This window comes from Chryseobacterium sp. CP-77 (genome assembly GCF_036362765.1).
GTDB lineage: Bacteria > Bacteroidota > Bacteroidia > Flavobacteriales > Weeksellaceae > Chryseobacterium > Chryseobacterium cupriresistens.
Map to the genome: position 1 here is coordinate 4,693,313 of NZ_CP143637.1, position 21,740 is coordinate 4,715,052.

Here is a 21,740-nt window from a genome sequence, read left to right on the forward strand (position 1 = left end):
AAATATAATCCATTTTATATAGGTGTGAAAGTAAAAAGGTAGAAATGAAGTAATATTCAACCTCATGATTTTCACCCCAACTCAAAATAAATATCCTCTATAATTTGGTCGTCATTTTTTTTCAGAGTAATTTTGCACGAATCTAAAAACAAAAGTAAAATATGTCAACTTATGTAGTTGTAGGTCTTCAGTACGGAGATGAAGGCAAAGGAAAAATCACGGATGTTTTATCAGCAAAATCGGACTATGTTGTACGTTTCCAAGGTGGAGACAACGCTGGTCACACGGTTTATGTGGGTGATGAGAAATTCGTTCTACACCTTCTTCCTTCAGGAGTTCTTCAATGCAAAGGGAAATGTATCATTGCGAACGGAGTAGTGGTAAACCCTAAGTCTTTCATTAAAGAAGTTGGTCAGATCGAGAGCAAAGGCTTAAGAACAGATCACATCTTTATCAGCAGAAGAGCGCATGTTATTATGCCTTACCACATCCTTTTGGATACTTACCGTGAAGAGGAGCACGGAGGAACTCAGATCGGAACTACCAAAAAAGGAATCGGACCTTGTTATGAAGATAAAATTGCAAGAGTCGGGATCAGAATGGTAGACCTTTTAAATCCTGAGATTTTAAGAGATAAAATTGAGAAAAACTTAAAAGTTAAGAATTCTCTTTTTGAAAAATATTACGGAAAACCGGCTTTAGATGTTGAAGAAATCTACAACGAGTATTTAGAAATCGGAAAGCAGCTTCAGGACAGAATCGTTGATACTGAATTAGAGCTAAATGAAGCAATCAGAGACGGTAAAAACGTTTTATTCGAAGGAGCGCAGGCGTTAATGCTTGACATTGACTTTGGAACGTATCCATACGTAACTTCATCTTCTCCATCTACAGGAGGTGTTTGTTCAGGAGCTGGTGTTCCGCCAACTTCACTTCAGAACCTTATTGGAGTAGCGAAAGCTTACTGTACAAGAGTAGGAAACGGACCTTTCCCTTCTGAATTGGATAACGAACTGGGTGAGAAAATCAGACAGATCGGTGGTGAATTCGGAGCAACTACAGGTAGACCAAGAAGAACAGGTTGGTTAGACCTTGTTTCCTTAAAGCATGCTTGTATGATCAACGGTATCAATAACCTTGTGATTACTAAACTTGACGTTCTTACAGGAATTGAGAACCTGAAAGTTGTAACGCATTACAAAACTGAAGACGGAAAAATCATCGATTATTTCACTTCGTCAACAGAAAAGCTATACAACTACGAGCCAATTTACCAGGATTTACCAGGCTGGAGCGAAGATATTACCAAAGCAAGAAGCTATGATGAACTTCCTGATACTGCGCAAAAATACATCGAGTTTATTGAGAAATACTTAGGAATCAACGTATACTTAGTTTCTGTAGGTCCTGAAAGAAGTCAGAACATCATCAGAAAAGAATTATTCTAATATTTCTTAGAACATACAATAAAAAGAGATCATCATTGATGGTCTCTTTTTTTGTTTTTATGAGCCTTGTCAAGTTTTTAAACCTTGATGTGGGTAAGAGGTCATTAAGTTTATTCCTCATTTACTTGAGAAGAAATAACTCCTTTTTCTTCTATAAACTTTTTAATTGTAAATGTTAAAATTTAAACTTTATCATAAAATTTTCTAATATTATGTTGTTTTGATAAAATTTTGGCAGATGTTTTGATATTGAAACACTACTTATCGATAAGAACAATAAAACTAATAATCAAAATTTTTAACAGTTTAAATAGTAGTAGTGATGAAACAACATAACCAAAACCAGGAATTTCGGTTCAACGAGGTCCTGTTCGAGCACCGCAATAAAGACTATGGTGCCTATGTATTAAGAAACGAATCAGATAGAATATTAACCAAAGCGCTTTTTATCGGAGCAAGTTTAATGGCTGCAGTATCCATTACACCATTTGTGATTTCTGCATTGAAACCTGTAGAAGTTATAACAGATGGAGGGTATGTACTTCCTCCACCAGTATTAATTCCTGATGATCCTGTTGCTCCGCCGGTAAAAATTACTCCGGTAAAGCCTGAGGTAGCACCCAATACAAAAACATTTGACAGTACAGTGCCTACGCCATCAAGTACAGCTCAGGATAATGTGAAAAAAGATCCAATTCCTGATGATGCTGTAGCAGGATTTAAAGACAATTTTAAAGGAGATCCTGTTGCGCCGAATACACCCAATGTTCCGACACTAACAGTAGGAACAGGTCCTGTAATGACAACACCTCCGCCTGTGATTGCTGATCCGGTGGACAAAAGTAAAATTGCTGAAGCAGGAGAACTTGGGGTAGAAGCCAATTTTGCAGGAGGAATAGACTCCTTCAGAAATAAAGTAATGAACAGCTTCGATAGTTCAGGATTTGAATCCGAAGATGTTGTAAAGACGACAGTTACCTTTATTGTAGAAATGGACGGAACCATCTCAGGGGTAAAAGCTAACGGAACCAACGCCGATTTTAATAATGAGGCAATGAGAACTATTAAATCAATTTCCAACAAAGGAAAATGGATCCCGGCCAAAAACAAAAAAGGAGAATTCGTAAGAAGTTATTTCAAATTTCCCATCTCTATGAAATTTGAGAATTAATACGGAAAAGTAAATTTCAAGTAGTTATCCACAAAGATTTTTTTTTGTGGATAATTTTTTTTATCGTTAAATTGCTTATTAACAATATTTTAACTCAATTTTGATTTTCCCCACTCACCGAGAGCAAAGAAAAAAGTGTATTTTTGAAACTTAAAGTTCTAATAATGGCAAAAATCATAGGTATTGCTAATCAAAAAGGAGGTGTTGGTAAAACTACCACCGCTGTAAATTTGGCAGCAGCATTAGGAGTATTGGAAAAAAGAATATTAATTATTGATGCTGACCCTCAGGCGAATGCAACATCCGGCTTGGGTGTTGAGGATGTTCAGTATTCTACCTATAATCTTCTTGAGCATAGTGCAGATACAAGAGTTTGTATCAAAAGAACGGCAACTCCCAACCTGGATATTATTCCGTCACATATCGATCTGGTAGCAGCGGAAATTGAATTGGTAGACAAGGAAGACCGTGAGTATATGCTGAAAAAAGCATTGGCAAGTGTAAGGGATGATTATGATTATATTATCATCGACTGTGCACCGAGTTTAGGTCTTATTACGGTAAATGCTCTTACAGCAGCAGATTCTGTAATCATTCCGATTCAGTGCGAATATTTTGCATTAGAAGGGCTTGGGAAATTGTTGAACACCGTTAAAAATGTTCAGAAAATCCATAATAAAGATCTTGGAATTGAAGGTCTTCTTTTAACCATGTACGACAGCAGATTGAGACTATCCAATCAGGTTGTGGAAGAAGTAAATTTACATTTCCCTGAGATGGTTTTTGAAACCATTATCAGCAGAAACGTAAGATTGAGTGAAGCACCAAGTTTCGGGGAAAGTATCCTGAACTATGATGCAGAAAGTAAAGGAGCTGTTCAGTATATTCAGTTAGCTGAAGAAGTTCTTTTGAAGAATGAAAACTTAATAAAGAATTAAATTAATAATAAATGGGCAATAAGTGAATGCTGGTCATCACTTCTCAAACATCATTTATCAATTATATCTATGAAGGACAAAAAAAGAGCTATGGGACGCGGCCTGGGCGCCATTTTAAGTGCAGAATCCAAAGCAACGATCAATTCCGCTACTGATGAAGGAGCAGATAAGTTTGTGGGAAATATTGTGGAAGTTGCGCTTGAAGATATCTATCCGAACCCAACGCAGCCGAGAACTTATTTTGATGAAAAAGCATTAAACGAACTTGCACAGTCTATTAAAAACTTAGGCGTAATCCAGCCGATTACCCTGAGAAAAGACGGGGAGAAGTTTGAAATCATTTCCGGGGAAAGACGTTACAGGGCAACTAAAATTGCCGGATTAACGACTATTCCTGCCTATATCCGTTTAGTCAATGACCAGGAGCTTCTTGAAATGGCTCTTGTTGAAAATATCCAGAGAGAAGACCTTGATGCTATTGAAATTGCATTAACTTATCACAGGCTTTTGGAGGAAATCGGTCTTACTCAGGAAAACCTGAGCCAGAGAATAGGAAAGGACAGAAGTACAATTACCAATTCTATCAGACTGCTAAGATTAAATCCGGATATTCAGAATGCTATCAGAAGCGGTGAGATTTCTGCAGGACACGGAAGAGCGATTATCAGTCTTGAAAGTGAAGAAGCTCAGCAGATTTTATTTGATCTTATTATCAAAGAAAAATTAAACGTTCGTCAGGCTGAACAGGCTGCTGCTGCATTGAAGAACCCGAAGTCTCCTGCTGCCAAAAAAGCAAAAGTGGAGCTTTCCAATAACTATAAAAAAGCCCAGAAGACCATTGCTGATATCTTAGACGTGAAAGTAGAGATCAAAGCTTCTGGAAATGGTAAAAAAGGTAAAATTGTTCTGGACTTCAAAAATGAAGAAGAGCTGGAATATATTTTATCCCATATTAAATAAATGAAGAAAATATTTTTCACATTTTTCTTGTGTATCGCTGCACTGGCTTACTCACAAGTAAAACCTATCGATACCGTTCGGATGCAGACTCCTCCGAAAGAAGAAACCCGTGTCGTAAAGCCTGGTAAAACCGAAGCCAAAATCATTGAAGATCTTGAAAAAGCAAACGGTCCCACAGCAAAAACCTTAAAGCTTAATCCTACCAGAGCAGGATTGTACTCTGCAGTTTTACCCGGTTTAGGACAGTTTTATAACAAAAAATACTGGAAAATTCCTATTGTCTGGGGAGCAGTAGGTGCTGGGGTTGGTATTGCCGTATGGAATGATAACCAATACAAAAAATACCGTGAATATTACGTGGCAAAGCTGAACGGAACTCCCAATGAATTCGTAGACAGCCACCCATGGCTGGACAAAAGAGCGTTGGGTAATGCACAGGACAGAGCCAAGAGGCAAAGGGATTATGCCATTGCCATTACTGGTTTGATTTATATTCTGAATATTGTAGATGCTGTAGTAGACGCTCATCTTTATGAAAGCCGTCATGATCCGGATCTGGTGTTTAAGCCATCGGTTATTCAGGACCAGTATGGCTACAGCGCACCAAAAACAGGCTTCAGTTTAAGTTACAGATTTTAAAATACAACATATCTGCAGAAGGTCTGAAGATTGAATGCAGCATTAAAAATAAATAAGATTATATGAAAATAGCATTAGTTGGTTACGGTAAAATGGGTAAGATCATTGATGAGATCGCACAGAAGAGAGGTCATGAAGTAGTTGCCCGTCTGAAGGAAACCCCGACTGCTGAGAATCTTAATAACCCGGATGTTGTGATTGAATTTTCACTGCCGGAAGTAGCTTTTGAAAACATCAAAGCTTGTCTTGAAAATAAAATTCCCGTGATCTGCGGAACAACAGGATGGCTTGATCAAAAAGCTGAAATTGAAAAACTGGCCGTAGATAATGGAACTGCTTTCTTATATGGTTCTAACTTTAGTTTAGGCGTGAATTTATTCTTTGCTCTGAACGAAAAGCTGGCAGACCTGATGAAAAACGTAGATGAATATTCTTGCCAGCTGGAAGAAATTCATCACATCCATAAAAAAGATGCTCCAAGTGGGACTGCAATTTCCATCGCTGAGGGAATCATTCAGAACAATCCGAAATTCGATGCCTGGAAACTGGAAGAAACAGAAGGGAAGCAGCTTGGAATTTTTGCCATACGTGAAGATGAAGTTCCGGGAACACACAGCGTGTATTACAGAAGTGAAGTGGACGAAATCGAAATCAAGCATACCGCTTTCAACAGAAACGGTTTTGCCCTGGGAGCGGTAGTCGCTGCTGAGTGGATTAAAGATAAAAAAGGAAACTTCGCAATGAAAGACGTTTTGGGACTTTAATTTGTAACAAATTCTGTAAATTGCAGACCAATAAGCAGAAAATGATGAATAGTGAATTGTAAACAGCGGACTGCTTTTATCATTTATTACTCATCATTTTTATTATTTATATCTTAAGAATAGGCACAAAAATTTATGAATTATTTTTTAACTTATACAGTATATGTCCTCATACTATCCGTACTGATGGGGATTTCATCTTGGAAACTGTTCAAGAAAATGGGATATAGCCCTCTGTTTGCTTTTATCCCTTTCTATAACTATTTCATTATTCTCAAAGAAACAAAACATCCGAAATGGTGGGCAATCATGTCTTATCTTCCGATAGTAGGCCCCATCATGATGTCGGTTTTCCACCTTTATTTAGTGAAAAAGTTTGGGAAAACACTTTTCAAAGATCAGATTCTTACCGTGATTCTGCCGTTTATTTATATGGCGGTCATCAACTATTCTAAAGATGTAGAGTTAGAAGATGAAAATGCAAACGACCTGTTTCTTACAGACGAAGAAAAAAACGATAAAAAGAAAGACACATTTATTGGTTCCATTACTTTTGCGGTAGTTTTTGCCACTATTATCCACGTTTTTGTAACACAGCCTTTCGGGATTCCTACAGGATCTATGGAAAGAACATTGTTGGTGGGTGACTTCCTTTTTGTAAACAAATGGAGCTACGGATACAGACTTCCAATGCGTCCGGTAGCCATACCTTTCCTTCAGGGAACCATTATGGATACAGGACAGAAAGGAAACCCGAAAGATGATCCAAAGTCTTACGTAGATGCAGTGAAGCTTCCATACACAAGAATTTTACAATTCAACAAACCACAGAAAAATGATGTAGTAGTTTTCAACTATCCTCAGGATTCCGTACATACAGCAATTGACAGAAAAGATCCTTACGTAAAAAGATGTGTGGCTACAGCAGGAGATACTTTTGAAATGAGAGCCGGAAGACTTTTCGTGAATGGAAAGCCGGAAGTGGTTTTAGGAGATCAGGAGGTACAGCACAGATATATTGTAACAACGGATGCTCAATTGGATATCCCTACTTTATATAAAGCTTATGGATTTTTACCGGTTCAGGAAGTACAGCAGAATAACGGAGGTTTCCTTTATGGATTCCAGGGTTTAACAGATAAAACGGCTAAAGAAATTAAAGAACTTCCTCATGTTATTGATATGAAGGAAGAAGTTTCACCAAAAGGAGAAGCTGCAGTATATTACAGAGACGAAGCTAAAACTAAAATTGATACCACACAATCTATTTTCCCGATCAACAAACCTTGGAATCAGGATTGGTACGGCCCGGTTAGAATTCCTAAAAAAGGAGATGTGGTAGCGATCAATCAGGAGACACTTCCAATGTACCAATGGATCATTTCTGAATATGAACACAACAGCTTAGAGAAAAAGAACGGAAAGATTTTTATTAATGGTAAAGAAGCGAATCAGTATACCATTCAACAGGATTATTATATGATGATCGGGGACAACAGAGATGCGTCATTGGATGCAAGATTCTTTGGTTTCGTTCCGGAAGAAAATATTGTTGGAAAACCAATGTTTACGTGGATGAGCGTACAGGGAGTATTTCCGGATGCAAGCTCAACGTATCAGGCTCCTAAAAAAATCCGTTGGGAAAGAATGTTCAAAGCAACCAACACAGGAGAATCTAATAAAACCTCTTACTGGTGGATTGCAGCCATGATCCTGATCTTGTTCTTCGGATGGGATTATTTCATGAAATTATTCAGAAAGAAAAAAACTGAAGACAATTAATAAAAAAAATTAAACGTAAAATAGAATGAAGTATTTGAAAAAATACTTCATTTTTGCATTATGAATATGAAGAATGTATTATTGCCGGCATTTTATATGCCTCCAATCTCTTGGTTCTCAGTGTTTTTGAATCCTGAGAATGAAATTGTATTTGAACAGTTTGAAAATTTTCCGAAGCAGACGTATAGAAACAGAGCCAATATTTATGGTGCCAACGGAAAATTATCATTAATAATTCCTATCAATCATAACGGGAAAAGAGAATTCAAAGATGTTGAAATTTCTTACCGCGAAGACTGGAGAACGCTTCATTGGAAATCCATTAAGACAGCATATCAAAGCTCTCCTTATTTTGAGTATTATGAAGATAAGTTCAGAAAAATATTTGACCTTAAAGAAAAGTTTCTGCTGGATTTTAACCTTAAAGGGATAGAAGTCATCCAACAGATACTTAAAACAGAAAAGGCACACTCTTTGAATGTAGAATATATCAAAAATCCGGAGAGTATCAATTTCAGGGAAAAGTTTTCGGCAAAACTTCCTTCAGAATTTCAGATGGAAGACTATTACCAGACATTCTCTGATAAATTCGGATTTTTGGAAGACCTGTCGGTTCTTGACCTTATTTGTAATAAAGGCCCGGAATCACTCGTATATATAAAAAATATAAAACAACAATATTAGTACAATCACTGTTGGTAAAATATAAAACAGATGATAACGGTGATTGGCATATCTCTTTAAAAATTAAATATCAACATATGAAAAAGGTATTATTAGCTGCAGTTTTTTTTGCAGGTTTTAGTTTATCCTTTGCACAGGAATCTAAAGCTAAAAGTATTGATCCCAGCGAAGATAAAGATCTTATGACATGGTATCACAAAGATTTTGCAACTTCAAAAGTATATGGGGTAAATACAGCAAATGCTTATAAATACCTGGAATCTAAAGGTCTGAAGCCTAAAACAGTCGTGGTGGGTGTATTAGACAGTGGAGTACAGGTAGATCATCCCGGATTGGTAAAAAATCTATGGTCAAATCCAAACGAGGTTCCCGGTAACGGTAAAGATGATGATGGAAACGGGTATATTGATGACGTACATGGATGGAACTTTATAGGAGGTAAAAACGGTGATATTGATATCGATAATATGGAGGTGACAAGAGTAGTTGCCAAATATAAACCTGTCTTCGAAGGAGATGATTCCACACAAAATAAAGCCAACCAGGCTAAGATGAAGGAAGAGTTTGAGATGTATATGAAAGCCAAAGATATGTTCAATAAAAAGAGTATCGAGGCAAAACAAAACTTTCAGACTTATTCTATGCTGAACGAGCTGATTCCTAATATGGTAAAACTGCTGGCAGGTAAGCCTGTAACCGCTGAAACTATTGCTGCGATCAAAGCTCCGACAGATCAGAGAGATGCCATTGCGAAGGAATTTTTAGGCCAGATTTCACAAAGTCCGGAATTTAAAGGAAAATCAGCCGCGGAATTTGAAAAAAAGATGAAGGAGGAAATGAAAGAAGCCATCGATCATTTTGCTCCTGCTGCAAAACAATATGACCTTTCCTATGATCCGAGAAAAGAAATTGTAGGGGATAACTACGATGACTATTCTGAAAAAATCTATGGAAATAATCATTATGAAGGACCGGATGCAGAACATGGAACCCACGTGGCAGGAATTATTGCCGGACTTCCGCAAGGAAAAGAAGTTCAGTATGGAGTAGCTTCCAAAGTGGCTAAAATTATGTCTGTAAGAACAGTTCCGAATGGTGATGAAAGAGATAAAGACGTTGCCAATGCGATCAGATATGCTGTAGATAACGGTGCGAAAGTTTTAAATATGAGCTTTGGAAAACCTGTTTCTCCTGGTAAAAATGTGGTTTGGGATGCTTTCAAATATGCTGAAGATAAAGGCGTTCTTTTAGTAAAAGCTGCAGGTAACGAAAATGAAGATGTAGCAGAACATCTCGCATATCCTACCAACTTTAAAAATGTTACAGACGAGAAACCATTTGTAAGCAATGTTCTTGTGGTAGGAGCAAGTACGAATAAAAATAATGCACTGAGAGCAGATTTTTCCAATTACAATAAAAAGATGGTGAACGTTTTTGCTCCGGGAGAAGAAATCTATTCTACCGTTCCTAAAAACGAATATAAATACCTTCAGGGCACTTCTATGGCTTCCCCTGTTGTGGCCGGAGGAGCAGCTGTTTTACTGGCTTATATGCCGGATCTTAAACCTTATCAGATCATTGAAGCTCTTGTGAAAAGCAGCAACCCAAGTACTGCCGATGGTTTTGGTGACCAATCTCAGGCAGGTGGGGTTATCGACCTGAAAAAGGCAGCAGAGTATGCCTATACCAACTTTTATAAAGGAAAAACTACAGGCACAGCCAGGCCTTCGAAATCCGTAAAAAAGGCTGTTAAAAAATAATTTATCTCCCTGTGTTTAAGGAGAAACCATAAGGAGTCCGGATTTTTTCGGACTTTTTATTTTTTATTTTAAATTTTGGCACGGTTTTTTGTAACTTTATAGTAACAAAATAATAAACAACAAAATGAAAAAGTTACTACTTGCAGGGATGTTGGGAACATCACTTTTTGCAGTTTCGTGTTCCTCTGTTAACAAAGCAGCTACATCTCAAAATCAAAGAGCCGACTTCCTGAAAATGAAAGGAGACTGGCAGATTGTAAGCATAGATTATGATAAAGGTTATAAAATTAAGCCTTTTGATGAAGGTGCAGACGCACAGTGCTTCGTAGGAAGCCACTGGAGATTGATTCCCAATAACTGGACAGGAGCGTATACTTTAAACGGTGGTGGAGATTGCCCGGCAATTACACAGCCAATCAAATTTGAAGTAAAAGGCGGTAATACGTTTATGTTTAAAAAAATTGCTTCAGGTACAAAAGCTAAACAAAATACAGCAGGTTACAGTCTTACAATGATTAATCAGAGTACAGATCAGTTTTCACTTGAGCAAGATGTTCCTTTTGAAGGAGGTAATGTAAAAGTAGTTTACAACTTCCAGAGAACTGGAATGAAATAATTTATCAACATAAAAGATCAAAAAAAATGAAATTTACAAAAACATACGTAGGAGCCCTTTTCTTGTCATCAGCATTATTATTGACAAGCTGTGAAGCGGTTCAGAATTCAAATCACCAACAAAGAGGTACAGCGGTAGGAGCTGCTTCGGGAGCAGTACTGGGAGGTATCCTTGGTAACAATGTAGGTAAAGGAGGAAACGGAGCTATCGGAGCTGTATTGGGAGGTATTATCGGAGGTGTTGCTGGTAACGTTATCGGTAACAAAATGGATAAGCAGGCGAAAGATATTAAAGAAACTTTACCAGGTGCTCAGGTAGAAAGAGTAGGAGATGGTATTAAAGTAACTATGAACGAAAGTATTGTCAATTTCGCTTTCGACTCTTCAAATCTTACTTCTGTAGCACAGACCAACCTTGATAAATTAGCTGAAGTACTGGCTAATAATCCAGATACGAATATCAATATCTATGGTCACACAGACAGCAAAGGTTCGGATGAGTACAACCTGAAACTTTCTCAAAGAAGAGCAGACGCTGTGAAAGCCTATTTATCAGGAAAAGGAATTGCATCAAGCAGAATGTTTACAAAAGGTGAAGGTGAAGCGATGCCTGTAGCTAGCAATGATACTGAAGAAGGAAGAGCTAAAAACAGAAGAGTAGAGTTTGCAATTACTGCCAATGAAAAAATGATTAACGATGCCAAACAAGGGCAATAGTTAATTTAATATATAAATATTTTCGTAAAAGACCGCCCCGGCGGTTTTTTTTGTATTTTTATGCTAGAAATTTTGAATTTATTATTTTTGTATTTGAAATAACATAAATGAAGAAATATTTAAAACTGCTCCGTGTGGAGCAATGGGTGAAAAACCTTTTTGTATTTGTCCCTCTGTTCTTTTCAGGTAATATTACCAATATAGATCTGCTTCTCAAAAGCATTTTTGCATTTGTCATATTTTCACTTGCAGCAAGTGTTGTTTATATCCTGAATGATTATAATGATATTGAAGCAGACAGAAAACACCCTGAGAAAAGGAGAAGACCTTTGGCGAGTGGAGCTATTTCAAAATCAAAAGCGATAGGAATTCTTATAGGTCTTATCATTGCTGATATTGGTCTTGTATTTTTTACTCAACTTTATTTCCATGAATTTCTTTGGAAATTTGCAATCATCATAGGATTTTATGTAGTTATGAATCTTGCCTATACTTTCAGGCTTAAACACGTTCCTATTATTGATATTTTTATTATTGCCATAGGATTTGTCCTGCGTGTACTGGCTGGAGGTTATATTACCGGAATCAGCATTTCGCAATGGGCGATTCTGCTGACCTTTGTATTGGCTTTGGTACTGGCTATAGGAAAAAGAAGGGGAGAGCTTATCAATGCCCAGGTTTCAGGAAAAACAAGAAAAGCACTGGATGGCTATAACGTGCAGTTTGCAGATATTGCTTTATCCATTTCTATTACGCTGGCCATAGTATGCTACCTGATGTTTACCCTGTCTCCTGAAGTTCAGGCAAGGTTTCACGAAAGAGTCTTTTATACCGTGATTTTCGTGGTTTTTGCGCTGTTAAGATATCTTCAGCAGACGCTTGTTTACAACAGAACGGAGTCTCCTACAAAAATTGTCTACAGAGACCGTTATATACAGGTTACTTTATTACTTTGGGTCGTTGCATTTTTAATTCAAATTTATTTTAAGAAATGAAGCCGAATTTCATACAGAAAGTTACCAACTGGGGAAATTTTCCAATAGTAGAGAAGGAAATGAGATCTGAGGACAGTTTCAGAAAAATAAAAGAATTTGTACTCAATCACAACGAAGTCATAGCGAGAGGAAATGGGAGATGTTATGGAGATGCTTCATTGGGAGAAGCTATATTTTCAACAAAAAAATTAAATAAGTTCATCAATTTTGACCGTCTGAACGGGATCATAGAATGTGAATCCGGAGTGCTGCTTTCAGATGTACTGGAAATAGCAGTTCCGCAGGGATATTTTCTATACGTTACTCCCGGGACAAAATTTGTATCGGTAGGAGGTGCTATAGCATCGGATGTTCATGGAAAAAACCATCATGCAGAAGGTTGCTTTTCAGAATATGTGCTTGAATTTAAGCTCATGACTGAGAAAGGGGAGATCCTTACCTGTTCCAGAGAGGAAAATACAGAAAAGTTTTGGGCTACCATTGGTGGAATGGGACTTACCGGTATTATTCTCACAGCAAAATTTAAACTTAAAAATATAGAGTCCGCATACATTCGTCAGGAAAGTATCAAAGCAGACAATCTGGATGAGATCTTTAAGCTGTTCGATGAAAGTGAAAACTGGACCTACACGGTTGCCTGGATTGATTGTCTTCAGAAAGGAAAAAATATCGGAAGAAGTATTCTTATGAGAGGAGAACATGCTTTTCAGCATGAACTTCCCCATAGTTTTTCCAAAACACCTTTGAGATTGAAGAAGAAATTTTCTCCTACAGTTCCTTTTTATTTTCCGGGATTTGTACTGAATGCCCTTACCGTAAAGATTTTCAACTGGTTATACTATAAAAAGCAATCTAAAAAAGAAGTGAAAAACTTTATCGACTATGAAACGTTTTTCTATCCTTTGGATGCGATCACAGATTGGAATAAGATCTATGGGAAGTCCGGTTTTATACAATACCAGATGGTAATTCCTAAAGAAACAGGAAAAGAAGGTATGAAAAGAATCCTTGAAACGATCGCTAAAAGCGGGAACGGATCATTCTTAGCGGTTTTAAAACTTTTTGGAAAAAACAATCCTCAGGCTTATAACTCATTCCCTGTGGAGGGGTATACATTGGCACTGGATTTTAAAGTTAATTCAAAACTGAAAAAACTGGTAGATCAGCTTGATGCTATTGTTCAGGAGTTTGGAGGAAGAATTTATCTTACCAAAGACAGTATGAGCAGATCATCGCTTACCAACTACCTGAAAAATATTCAAAATCCTAAATTTGTGTCTTTACAGCACAAGAGAATCATAAATAATAATTCATAATGATAGTTCTGGGAAGTACATCTGAAGTGGCACAGGCTTTTGTGGAAAAAGCACTTCAGGAAGGAGAAAAGTTTGAAAAAATCTATCTTTTTACCTCAAATAAAGAAACTACAGAGCGTTTTGCAAGACATCTTGATGTAAAGTTTTTGCAGCAGGCGGAAGTTATTGAGCTGGATCTGACAAAAGAAATTGATTACAATAGATTTGATAATATCAATTCAAATGTATTATTTTGTGCCGTAGGATATTTAGGCGAGGGAACCGAAGAGGGGTTATATGATAACAGAAATACAGAGCGTATCATTGATATCAATTATTCAAAACTGGTTCCTTTAATGAATTATTTTGCCCAAAAGTTTGAAAGCAGAAGATCCGGCACGATTATCGGGCTTTCATCAGTGGCAGGAGACCGGGGAAGACAGAGTAACTTTATCTATGGAAGTGCGAAAGCAGCTTTTACGGCTTATCTGAGCGGTTTGAGAAATTATCTTTTTGATAAAAAAGTGCATGTTCTTACGATAAAACCTGGATTTATGGCAACCAAAATGACAGAAGGCCTGCCTTTAAATCCGAAACTGACAGCCACACCAAAACAGGCAGCTTCCTGTATTTACAAAGCCTTCAAAAAACAGAGAAATGTGGCATATGTTTTGCCGGTTTGGAGTATTATTATGATGATTATCAGGAATATTCCTGAGTTTATATTCAAGAAATTAAAGCTTTAAAAAATGAAAAAATTGTATTGTTTTGATTTTGACGGAACCCTGACATATAAGGATACCATGTTTATGTATCTTAAATTTTACGATTCAACAAAATACCGTATACAATTTTTGAGACACGTGCCTCTTTTTATCCTGTTGAAGCTAAAACTGGCTGAAACGGAAAAAGTTAAAAAAAGCTTTATCGGTTCTATCTTAAGAGGACAGACCCAGGAGAAAATTGAACAGAAGTCTAAACAGTTTTTTGAACAGCACTACCCTAAAATAGTAAGGGAGAATGCATTGGATTTTATAAAAAATATCGATAGGAATAATACACAGAGTTTATTAGTAACCGCTTCATTGGATATCTGGGTAAAACCATTCGCTGAAGAACTGAAAATGGAGCTTGTTTCTACGCGGGCAGAGTTTAAAAACGGTATTTTTACCGGAAACTTTGTAGGAAAAAATTGTAACGGAAAGGAAAAATTGATAAGAATAAAAGAGGAAATTAACGATTCCAAGTACGATAAAATTATTGCATTTGGTGATACTTCCGGAGATCGGCCGATGTTGAAATGGGCAAATGAGGGACATTACCAATTTTTTCACTAATTTTGGGAGATAAAATTGTAAAAAATGAAAAGCCTGATCATTGCATGTGCAGTACTCTTTATGGGCTGTGCCGGCACTTCATCTCAGAAGTCTTCTGCTATGCAGGAAAATACGGAACTCCTTGTTTCTGAAAATCAGGGAGGAACCGATGCTCCCGGCTTTAAGATTATTAAAGACGAAAAGGATTTTCGCAATATTATCAGCGGAAGTTTTGGTATTTCAGAACCGGGAAAAGAATCTTATATCAAATATCCACAATTTCCGAAAAATAAAAAAGTTGTTTTATACAATTTGGGAACCTTCAGATCAGGAAGTCATAAAATTGAAGAGATCAAAAATATATCAGTGAAAAACCAGATTCTGTATGTAGAAGTTCCTGCCGGAGAACCTTCCGGTGGAATGGAAATTCAGGTGATCTCAAGTCCCTGGTTTATATTTACTGTTCCCACAGATTATAAATTTACCTCTGTAGAAATAAAATATTCAAAATAACAATGGATAAAGTATATTTAGATAATGCCGCAACCACTCCGCTTGCAGAAGAAGTTATAGATGCAATGGTAGGCACAATGAAGATGAACTTCGGAAACCCTTCTTCAACGCACAGCTTTGGCCAGGAAGCAAAAATCCTTATTGAAAATGTAAGAAGACAGGTTGCAGACTATCTTCATGTAACTCCTGCTGAAATTATTTTCACTTCATGTGGTACGGAATCAAATAATATGATCATCAAATCCTCGGTAGAACACCTTGGAGTAGAAAGAATCATCAGCTCTCCTCTGGAACATAAATGCGTTTCTGAAAGTATTCTGGATATGAAAAGCAGAAAAGGGGTAGAGGTAAACTACATCCGCCCGAATGAAAAAGGAGATATTGATCTTGCTAAACTGGAAGAACTTTTAAAAGCTTCAGATAAAAAAACATTGGTAAGCTTAATGCATGCCAACAACGAAATCGGAAATATCATTAACCTTAAACAGGTTGCCCAGCTTTGCAAACAGTATCAGGCACTTTTCCACTCAGATACCGTGCAGACAATGGCTCATATGAACCTTGACTTCTCTGATATCCCTGTGGACTTTGCATCGTGTAGTGCCCATAAGTTTCATGGTCCGAAAGGAGCCGGATTTGCATTTATCAGAAAAGCAACAGGCTTAAAAGGAATTATTACCGGAGGACCTCAGGAAAGAAGTCTTAGAGCCGGAACTGAAAATGTTTGTGGTATCGTAGGATTAGGAAAAGCTTTAGAACTTTCTCTGAATCATATGGAGGAATATACCCAACATATGCAGAATATCAAGGATTATGCAATTGAAAGACTTTCTGCTGAAATTGAAGGAATTAAATTCAACGGAAGAAGTGCAGAAAAGGAAAATAGCCTTTATACAGTTTTAAGTGCATTACTGCCTTATAAAAATCCATTGATAGGTCTTCAGCTGGATATGAAAGGAATTGCAATTTCTCAGGGAAGCGCATGTTCATCTGGAGCGTCAAAACCCTCAATGGTGATGATGATGGTGCTTTCTGAGGATGAAATGGATCATTGTACGCCATTACGTATCTCTTTCAGCCATATGACGACTAAAGCGGAGATTGACACTTTGGTCAATGCGTTGAAGGAAATCTCAAGCGATTATACTATAGAAAAAACTAATGTTGAGCATAGATAGTCTTGTGCTTTAAAAATCGTAATTTTGAATATCCAAAAGGATTAAAAGAAAATAATATTAATTAAAATAAAAGAAACAAAAATGGCTTTAGAAATTACAGACAGCTCATTTCAGGATACGGTTTTAAAATCAGATAAACCGGTATTAGTAGACTTCTGGGCAGTATGGTGCGGACCTTGCAGAACTTTAGGACCAATCATCGAAGAAGTAGCATCAGATTTTGAAGGTAAAGCGGTAGTAGGGAAAGTAGATGTAGACAACAACCAGGAGATTTCTATGCAGTACGGTATCAGAAATATTCCTACAGTTCTTATTTTTAAGAATGGAGAAGTAGTAGACAAATTAGTGGGTGTAGCTCCAAAAGAGGTAATCGCTGAAAAACTAAGCGCTCACTTATAAAAAAAATAAGTTTGATAATGAACGCCTTCCAGTATTGGGAGGCATTTTTTTTAAAATAATTTGCAGGTAACAAAAAAAGTTGTAATTTTGCAACCACGAAAAAGAAACGACGTTCTTTAAAATAATGATCCGGTAGTTCAGCTGGTTAGAATGCCGCCCTGTCACGGCGGAGGTCGCGGGTTCGAGTCCCGTCCGGATCGCATAAGTTTTTCTCAATTTACTTTAAAAAAATTGATCCGGTAGTTCAGCTGGTTAGAATGCCGCCCTGTCACGGCGGAGGTCGCGGGTTCGAGTCCCGTCCGGATCGCAGAAGTTTTCTCAATTTCTTTTTAAAAAATTGATCCGGTAGTTCAGCTGGTTAGAATGCCGCCCTGTCACGGCGGAGGTCGCGGGTTCGAGTCCCGTCCGGATCGCGGAAGTTTTCTCAATTTCTTTTTAAAAAATTGATCCGGTAGTTCAGCTGGTTAGAATGCCGCCCTGTCACGGCGGAGGTCGCGGGTTCGAGTCCCGTCCGGATCGCAACTACAATATCAAGGTAGTCAGAATACTGTAAAATATATTTTTGCAGTATTTTTTTTGTGTTTTTAGCGTTCAGAGAATATAAATTTTTCAAATTTACTTTCATAATATTCCAATATTGAAGTTTATATTTTAAACAAAAATTAACATATAGAATTAAAAATATTAATAATAATTGCTACCTTCGTTCAATAATAAAAACCACTGGCTGTTGAATTAATGAAAATGAAATCTAGATTTATTGTATATGGGGAATATTTTTAAGATTACGGGCTTAAGGTATATGGCTGAGTGGTTGGCTTTTCCTGGTTATATTTTAGCCGTTTTTTTTCTTGTTTTGGTTTTATATTTTCCCCCGATTAGTCTGAACTTACCAATTACTTTAAATGGATATCAGGATGAAAAAGTATTTTCGTTGATCGAGATTACTATTCTGTTTTTATTTTTCCTTAGTTTTTCTAGTATTCAAAATGGCAACCGCAAATCTTAATAATAAATGTGTCAGAAAAATTCCTCATGATATCAACATGATCATTCAGGATTAAACTGAGGAAATTCAGTTGATGAATTGTAAAAAGAAAATGTCATTAAAAATTTACAAGCAATGTAGAATATCTGAAAATGAAGCATATAATTAAAATTAAAGAATTAAATAAATAAAAAAGTTCATATTAAAATAATAATTTCATCATTTTGTTTTTAAACGGAATGAAAATTGCTAGAGAAAGAAGTGATTTTAACATGAGAATTTAAAGTGCGCTTTAAAATATTTAAATAGTATAGTCGTTTTATTACAATATGTATTTAAATATAGTTGAAATTAGTTCGATAAACCTAAATAATAACACAAGTAGATAAGAATAATAACATATGAATAAAACTATTATTGCATATATAGTACTGTTATCGGTTACTTTATTATCATGCAGACCGAAGCAGAATATGGTATATATGTCAAAGCATAATATGGAAGAAGAGGTTGCAAAAGCCAAGTTTCAGGGCCTGCATATTCAGGAAGGAGATGCTCTCCTGATTCTTGTATCTGCACTTGACGAAATAGCAGTAAAGCCTTTTAACCTTAATACCGCAAATAAGGTAGGGGGTGACGCTAGCAGGGGAATTAACCAATATGTAGAACCAAGTCAATACCTTGTTAATGAAGAAGGTTATATCTCTTTTCCGGTTTTAGGAAATGTGTACGCTAAAGGAATGACGCAGGTACAGCTAAAACAGGAGCTTGAATCGCGTCTTAAGAGATATCTGACAGATCCACTGGTAACCATTACCCTTAAAAATTTTAACGTAAGCGTTTTAGGAGAGGTAAAGGAACCGGGGCAGAAAGAAAGTGTTTCTCAGAAAATCAATATTTTTCAGGCACTTGGGCTTGCAGGTGATATGACGGATTTCGGAGACCGTACCAATGTAAAGCTTATCCGTGCTGATGATAGCGGTACAGATCAGATTGTTAATATCGATCTTACAAGATCTGATATTGTCAGTTCGCCCTATTATTATATGAAGCAGAATGACATATTATATGTGCAGCCGGACAAAAATAAACAGGTTCAGGCTAACTCGAATCCGAACAGAGCCCTTACATTCCAGATTATTGGTGCTTTACTGACAGCTGGTACACTTATTATTGCTTTAACTCGTAAATAAAATATGCAGCAGATAGAATTTCAGGAAAGTGAAGAATCTTTGAATTTAAGAAAGATCATTGGGAAATATTTAGTCAAATGGCCTTGGTTTATAGCATCTGTCCTATTATTTGTTATTGTGGCCTTTATATATCTAAGATATGCTGTACCTCAGTATCAATCAACTACTACATTAAAATTTGATAAAAAACAGTCTGATTTAACAGGTGCATTAATTGATCTTGATAACTTAGGACTGGGTTTAGGAAATGCAGATGAGCTAAAGAGTGAAGTGGCTGTAGTAAACTCAAGACCCATCCTGATGAAGGTTGTTGAAAATCTAAATCTTAATATACAATATTATAATTCGGGTGAGATAAGGGATTCCGAATTGTTTACCAAGGTACCCATTGTTGCAGAAATTATTTCTTATAAAAATGTCAAGAAATTTGTTTCTTCCGAATATGAAGTAAAAGAAGTAAATGGAAATGAATTTGTTCTGGAGGATAAGGAAAACAAAAAAGTAAAGGGAACTTTTGGTAAAAACCTGATACTAGATTTTGGAACTGTAGTTCTTCAAAAAGTTCCGGGCCTTACCTTTAAAAATAAGTATAAAATTGTTTTCTGGAATCCAATAGAGAAGGTAAAATCTTTAGAAAAGAAAATCCAGGTTGATCTTCCGGATCAGAAAGCGATGCTTATGGACATCAGCATCGTGGGAACTGTTCCCGAAAAATCAGAAGCCATCCTTAATGAAGTAACCAAGCAGTATAATCTGGATGGGCTAAGAGATAAAAACTTACAGGCTCAAAATACACAAGAGTTTATCGATAAACGTTTAGAAGTTATTTCACGGGATCTTTCCGGAGTGGAGAATCAGAAAGAAGACTTCCAGAACCGTAACAAAATCGTAGACTTAGAGGCTCAGGCTCAATTGGCGCTTCAAAATACAAACGAGAACACAAAGCAGCTTCTTCAGCAGCAAACACAGCTGGATCTTCTTAATTCCCTTCAAAATGAAGCTTCAAAAGGAGATAATCAGCTTATGCCTTCAAATTTAGGACTTAATCCTTCTTTGGAACAGGCAATTTCACAATATAATACGTTGGTTATCACCAGAAATAAAACTTTGAAGCAGGCTACCAATGAAAACCCTGCAGTGATAGAAATGAATAAAGAAATTTCTTCACTAAAAGAAATCGTAAGAGATAACATCCGTCAGCAGAAAGCAACAATCCAGGCATCTATTGCGCAGGTAAACAGCCAGATTTCTGCCAGCACAGGAATGATTGAAAAAGTTCCGGGACAGTCGAAAATCTACAGAGGTATCGAGCGTCAACAGAACCTTAAAGAGCAGCTTTTCCTTTTCCTTTTACAAAAAAGGGAAGAAAATGCGATCAATCTATCTGTTAATGTTCCGAAAGCTAAAATTGTAAACCCTGCTTATACTGATGATGTTCCTGTTTCACCTAAGAAAAATATCATTCTTCTGGCTGCAGTTCTATTAGGATTGATGCTGCCGTTGGGAGTGTTCTATCTTTTCTTCATGTGGGATGATAAAATCTACAACCGTACAGATATTTCAGAAAATTCGTCACTTGGGGTGCTTGCAGATATTCCTTCTCTTAAAGATAACCAGAATCACCTTGTACAGAAAAACGATTTCTCAGAGTTGGCTGAAGCATTCAGAATCTTGGTTTCCAATCTTAAATTTCTACTTCCTAAGAAAGATTCTGCGAAAGTTATACTGGTAACTTCTTCTGTGAAAGGAGAAGGAAAAACGCTGGTTTCTGTAAATCTTGCTCTGACATTGGGAAGCAAAAACGGAAGATCATTACTCATTGGTTCGGACGTCAGAAATCCACAGATCCAGAGATATGATGATGAACGTATTAAGAATGCCGGTCTTACGGAATATTTATATGATGAAACTACAGATGTAGAAGACCTTATACATACTTCCGATACCAACCCTGAATGTGATGTAATCTATGCGGGGTCTATTCCTCCAAATCCTCAGGAGCTTCTTTCCAACGGCCGTTATCAGAAGCTTATCAGTGAGATGTCGTCCCGTTACGAATATATTGTAATCGACTCTGCTCCACTGATGCTTGTTTCAGATACATTGAGTATCTCTGATACAGCCGACGCTTCATTATACGTGGTGAGATCGGGCGTTTCAAGAAAAATATTAATTGATTTTGCCAATAAACTGGTTAAAGAATCAAAAATATCAAACGTTTCTTTCGTGATCAATGATGTTTCTAAAAATGTTGGTGGTTACGGCTACGGATACAACTATGGCTATGGTTACGGATATACAGCTGATAAGAAGAAAAACTGGTGGCAAAAGCTTTTTAATAAATAAATCAAATTATCTTCAAAATAAACATTAAAATAAAGTAAG

The 21,740-nt window shown here is 36.8% G+C and carries 20 protein-coding genes and 4 tRNA genes; all 24 read left to right on the top strand.

Annotated elements, in window-relative coordinates; translation table 11 throughout:
• Nucleotides 1-161: 161 nt before the first annotated feature.
• The 24 genes from V0410_RS21065 (at nt 162) to V0410_RS21180 (ending at nt 21,701) form a co-directional block, all read left to right on the top strand.
• Entirely contained in the window at nt 162-1,448 is a 1,287-nt protein-coding gene (locus V0410_RS21065) for an adenylosuccinate synthase (RefSeq protein WP_330745507.1), read from the top strand.
• Nucleotides 1,449-1,770: 322 nt separating this feature from the next.
• A complete protein-coding gene (locus V0410_RS21070) occupies nt 1,771-2,619 on the top strand; it encodes an energy transducer TonB (protein ID WP_330745508.1) in 849 nt (282 codons plus the stop codon).
• 164 nt (nt 2,620-2,783) lie between these two features.
• Nucleotides 2,784-3,557 (top strand): ParA family protein, encoded by a 774-nt coding sequence (locus tag V0410_RS21075; RefSeq protein WP_002981269.1) that lies wholly within the window; start codon nt 2,784-2,786, stop codon nt 3,555-3,557.
• Between the two features lie 69 nt (nt 3,558-3,626).
• The gene (locus V0410_RS21080; RefSeq protein WP_227943892.1) at nt 3,627-4,517 is read left to right on the top strand and encodes a ParB/RepB/Spo0J family partition protein; all 891 of its coding nucleotides are present in this window, start codon (nt 3,627-3,629) and stop codon (nt 4,515-4,517) included.
• The gene (locus tag V0410_RS21085; protein ID WP_202839779.1) at nt 4,518-5,156 is read left to right on the top strand and encodes a DUF5683 domain-containing protein; all 639 of its coding nucleotides are present in this window, start codon (nt 4,518-4,520) and stop codon (nt 5,154-5,156) included.
• Between the two features lie 62 nt (nt 5,157-5,218).
• Entirely contained in the window at nt 5,219-5,920 is a 702-nt protein-coding gene (gene dapB, locus V0410_RS21090) for a 4-hydroxy-tetrahydrodipicolinate reductase (RefSeq protein ID WP_330745509.1), read from the top strand.
• Nucleotides 5,921-6,055: 135 nt separating this feature from the next.
• A complete protein-coding gene (lepB, locus tag V0410_RS21095) occupies nt 6,056-7,702 on the top strand; it encodes a signal peptidase I (RefSeq protein ID WP_330745510.1) in 1,647 nt (548 codons plus the stop codon).
• Between the two features lie 60 nt (nt 7,703-7,762).
• Nucleotides 7,763-8,386, top strand: a complete 624-nt coding sequence (locus V0410_RS21100) for a WbqC family protein (RefSeq protein WP_442879159.1) — start codon at nt 7,763-7,765, stop codon at nt 8,384-8,386.
• Between the two features lie 77 nt (nt 8,387-8,463).
• Nucleotides 8,464-10,146, top strand: a complete 1,683-nt coding sequence (locus tag V0410_RS21105) for a S8 family serine peptidase (protein ID WP_330745512.1) — start codon at nt 8,464-8,466, stop codon at nt 10,144-10,146.
• 124 nt (nt 10,147-10,270) lie between these two features.
• Entirely contained in the window at nt 10,271-10,762 is a 492-nt protein-coding gene (locus V0410_RS21110; RefSeq protein WP_047433063.1) for a lipocalin family protein, read from the top strand.
• A gap of 26 nt (nt 10,763-10,788) precedes the next feature.
• Nucleotides 10,789-11,478: an OmpA family protein gene (locus tag V0410_RS21115; RefSeq protein WP_330745513.1), complete on the top strand. Its 690-nt coding sequence runs from the start codon at nt 10,789-10,791 to the stop codon at nt 11,476-11,478.
• Between the two features lie 107 nt (nt 11,479-11,585).
• Nucleotides 11,586-12,473 carry a decaprenyl-phosphate phosphoribosyltransferase gene (locus tag V0410_RS21120; RefSeq protein ID WP_330745514.1) on the top strand — a complete coding sequence of 296 codons (888 nt, stop codon included), beginning with the start codon at nt 11,586-11,588 and terminating at the stop codon, nt 12,471-12,473.
• Nucleotides 12,470-13,789, top strand: coding sequence for an FAD-binding oxidoreductase (locus V0410_RS21125; RefSeq protein ID WP_330745515.1), 1,320 nt, complete (start codon nt 12,470-12,472; stop codon nt 13,787-13,789). Before V0410_RS21120 ends, V0410_RS21125 begins: the two co-directional genes overlap by 4 nt.
• Nucleotides 13,789-14,514, top strand: coding sequence for an SDR family NAD(P)-dependent oxidoreductase (locus V0410_RS21130; protein ID WP_330745516.1), 726 nt, complete (start codon nt 13,789-13,791; stop codon nt 14,512-14,514). The genes V0410_RS21125 and V0410_RS21130 overlap by 1 nt, the downstream gene beginning before the upstream one ends.
• A 3-nt stretch (nt 14,515-14,517) precedes the next feature.
• Nucleotides 14,518-15,105 (top strand): HAD family hydrolase, encoded by a 588-nt coding sequence (locus tag V0410_RS21135; RefSeq protein ID WP_137905434.1) that lies wholly within the window; start codon nt 14,518-14,520, stop codon nt 15,103-15,105.
• Nucleotides 15,106-15,129: 24 nt separating this feature from the next.
• On the top strand, nt 15,130-15,597 hold the full coding sequence (locus V0410_RS21140; RefSeq protein WP_330745517.1) for a hypothetical protein: 468 nt from the start codon (nt 15,130-15,132) through the stop codon (nt 15,595-15,597).
• Nucleotides 15,598-15,599: 2 nt separating this feature from the next.
• Nucleotides 15,600-16,775 carry a cysteine desulfurase family protein gene (locus V0410_RS21145; RefSeq protein WP_330745518.1) on the top strand — a complete coding sequence of 392 codons (1,176 nt, stop codon included), beginning with the start codon at nt 15,600-15,602 and terminating at the stop codon, nt 16,773-16,775.
• 81 nt (nt 16,776-16,856) lie between these two features.
• Nucleotides 16,857-17,174, top strand: a complete 318-nt coding sequence (trxA, locus tag V0410_RS21150; RefSeq protein WP_027374941.1) for a thioredoxin — start codon at nt 16,857-16,859, stop codon at nt 17,172-17,174.
• 126 nt (nt 17,175-17,300) lie between these two features.
• Nucleotides 17,301-17,374 (top strand) — tRNA-Asp (locus tag V0410_RS21155).
• Nucleotides 17,375-17,407: 33 nt separating this feature from the next.
• Nucleotides 17,408-17,481: transfer RNA gene (locus V0410_RS21160), tRNA-Asp, on the top strand.
• Nucleotides 17,482-17,513: 32 nt separating this feature from the next.
• Nucleotides 17,514-17,587, top strand: a tRNA-Asp gene (locus V0410_RS21165).
• Between the two features lie 32 nt (nt 17,588-17,619).
• Nucleotides 17,620-17,693: transfer RNA gene (locus V0410_RS21170), tRNA-Asp, on the top strand.
• A gap of 870 nt (nt 17,694-18,563) precedes the next feature.
• On the top strand, nt 18,564-19,355 hold the full coding sequence (locus V0410_RS21175; protein WP_330745519.1) for a polysaccharide biosynthesis/export family protein: 792 nt from the start codon (nt 18,564-18,566) through the stop codon (nt 19,353-19,355).
• 3 nt (nt 19,356-19,358) lie between these two features.
• Nucleotides 19,359-21,701, top strand: a complete 2,343-nt coding sequence (locus V0410_RS21180; RefSeq protein ID WP_330745520.1) for a GumC family protein — start codon at nt 19,359-19,361, stop codon at nt 21,699-21,701.
• Nucleotides 21,702-21,740: the final 39 nt, after the last annotated feature.

Coding starts and splice junctions, on each gene's coding strand:
- V0410_RS21115 (WP_330745513.1), top strand. CDS start 10,789: ATGAAATTTACAAAAACATACGTAGGAGCCCTTTTCTTGTCATCAGCA.
- V0410_RS21120 (WP_330745514.1), top strand. CDS start 11,586: ATGAAGAAATATTTAAAACTGCTCCGTGTGGAGCAATGGGTGAAAAAC.
- V0410_RS21135 (WP_137905434.1), top strand. CDS start 14,518: ATGAAAAAATTGTATTGTTTTGATTTTGACGGAACCCTGACATATAAG.
- V0410_RS21070 (WP_330745508.1), top strand. CDS start 1,771: ATGAAACAACATAACCAAAACCAGGAATTTCGGTTCAACGAGGTCCTG.
- V0410_RS21080 (WP_227943892.1), top strand. CDS start 3,627: ATGAAGGACAAAAAAAGAGCTATGGGACGCGGCCTGGGCGCCATTTTA.
- V0410_RS21100 (WP_442879159.1), top strand. CDS start 7,763: ATGAATATGAAGAATGTATTATTGCCGGCATTTTATATGCCTCCAATC.
- V0410_RS21105 (WP_330745512.1), top strand. CDS start 8,464: ATGAAAAAGGTATTATTAGCTGCAGTTTTTTTTGCAGGTTTTAGTTTA.
- lepB (WP_330745510.1), top strand. CDS start 6,056: ATGAATTATTTTTTAACTTATACAGTATATGTCCTCATACTATCCGTA.
- V0410_RS21125 (WP_330745515.1), top strand. CDS start 12,470: ATGAAGCCGAATTTCATACAGAAAGTTACCAACTGGGGAAATTTTCCA.
- V0410_RS21140 (WP_330745517.1), top strand. CDS start 15,130: ATGAAAAGCCTGATCATTGCATGTGCAGTACTCTTTATGGGCTGTGCC.
- V0410_RS21065 (WP_330745507.1), top strand. CDS start 162: ATGTCAACTTATGTAGTTGTAGGTCTTCAGTACGGAGATGAAGGCAAA.
- V0410_RS21130 (WP_330745516.1), top strand. CDS start 13,789: ATGATAGTTCTGGGAAGTACATCTGAAGTGGCACAGGCTTTTGTGGAA.
- V0410_RS21145 (WP_330745518.1), top strand. CDS start 15,600: ATGGATAAAGTATATTTAGATAATGCCGCAACCACTCCGCTTGCAGAA.
- trxA (WP_027374941.1), top strand. CDS start 16,857: ATGGCTTTAGAAATTACAGACAGCTCATTTCAGGATACGGTTTTAAAA.
- V0410_RS21110 (WP_047433063.1), top strand. CDS start 10,271: ATGAAAAAGTTACTACTTGCAGGGATGTTGGGAACATCACTTTTTGCA.
- dapB (WP_330745509.1), top strand. CDS start 5,219: ATGAAAATAGCATTAGTTGGTTACGGTAAAATGGGTAAGATCATTGAT.
- V0410_RS21180 (WP_330745520.1), top strand. CDS start 19,359: ATGCAGCAGATAGAATTTCAGGAAAGTGAAGAATCTTTGAATTTAAGA.
- V0410_RS21075 (WP_002981269.1), top strand. CDS start 2,784: ATGGCAAAAATCATAGGTATTGCTAATCAAAAAGGAGGTGTTGGTAAA.
- V0410_RS21175 (WP_330745519.1), top strand. CDS start 18,564: ATGAATAAAACTATTATTGCATATATAGTACTGTTATCGGTTACTTTA.
- V0410_RS21085 (WP_202839779.1), top strand. CDS start 4,518: ATGAAGAAAATATTTTTCACATTTTTCTTGTGTATCGCTGCACTGGCT.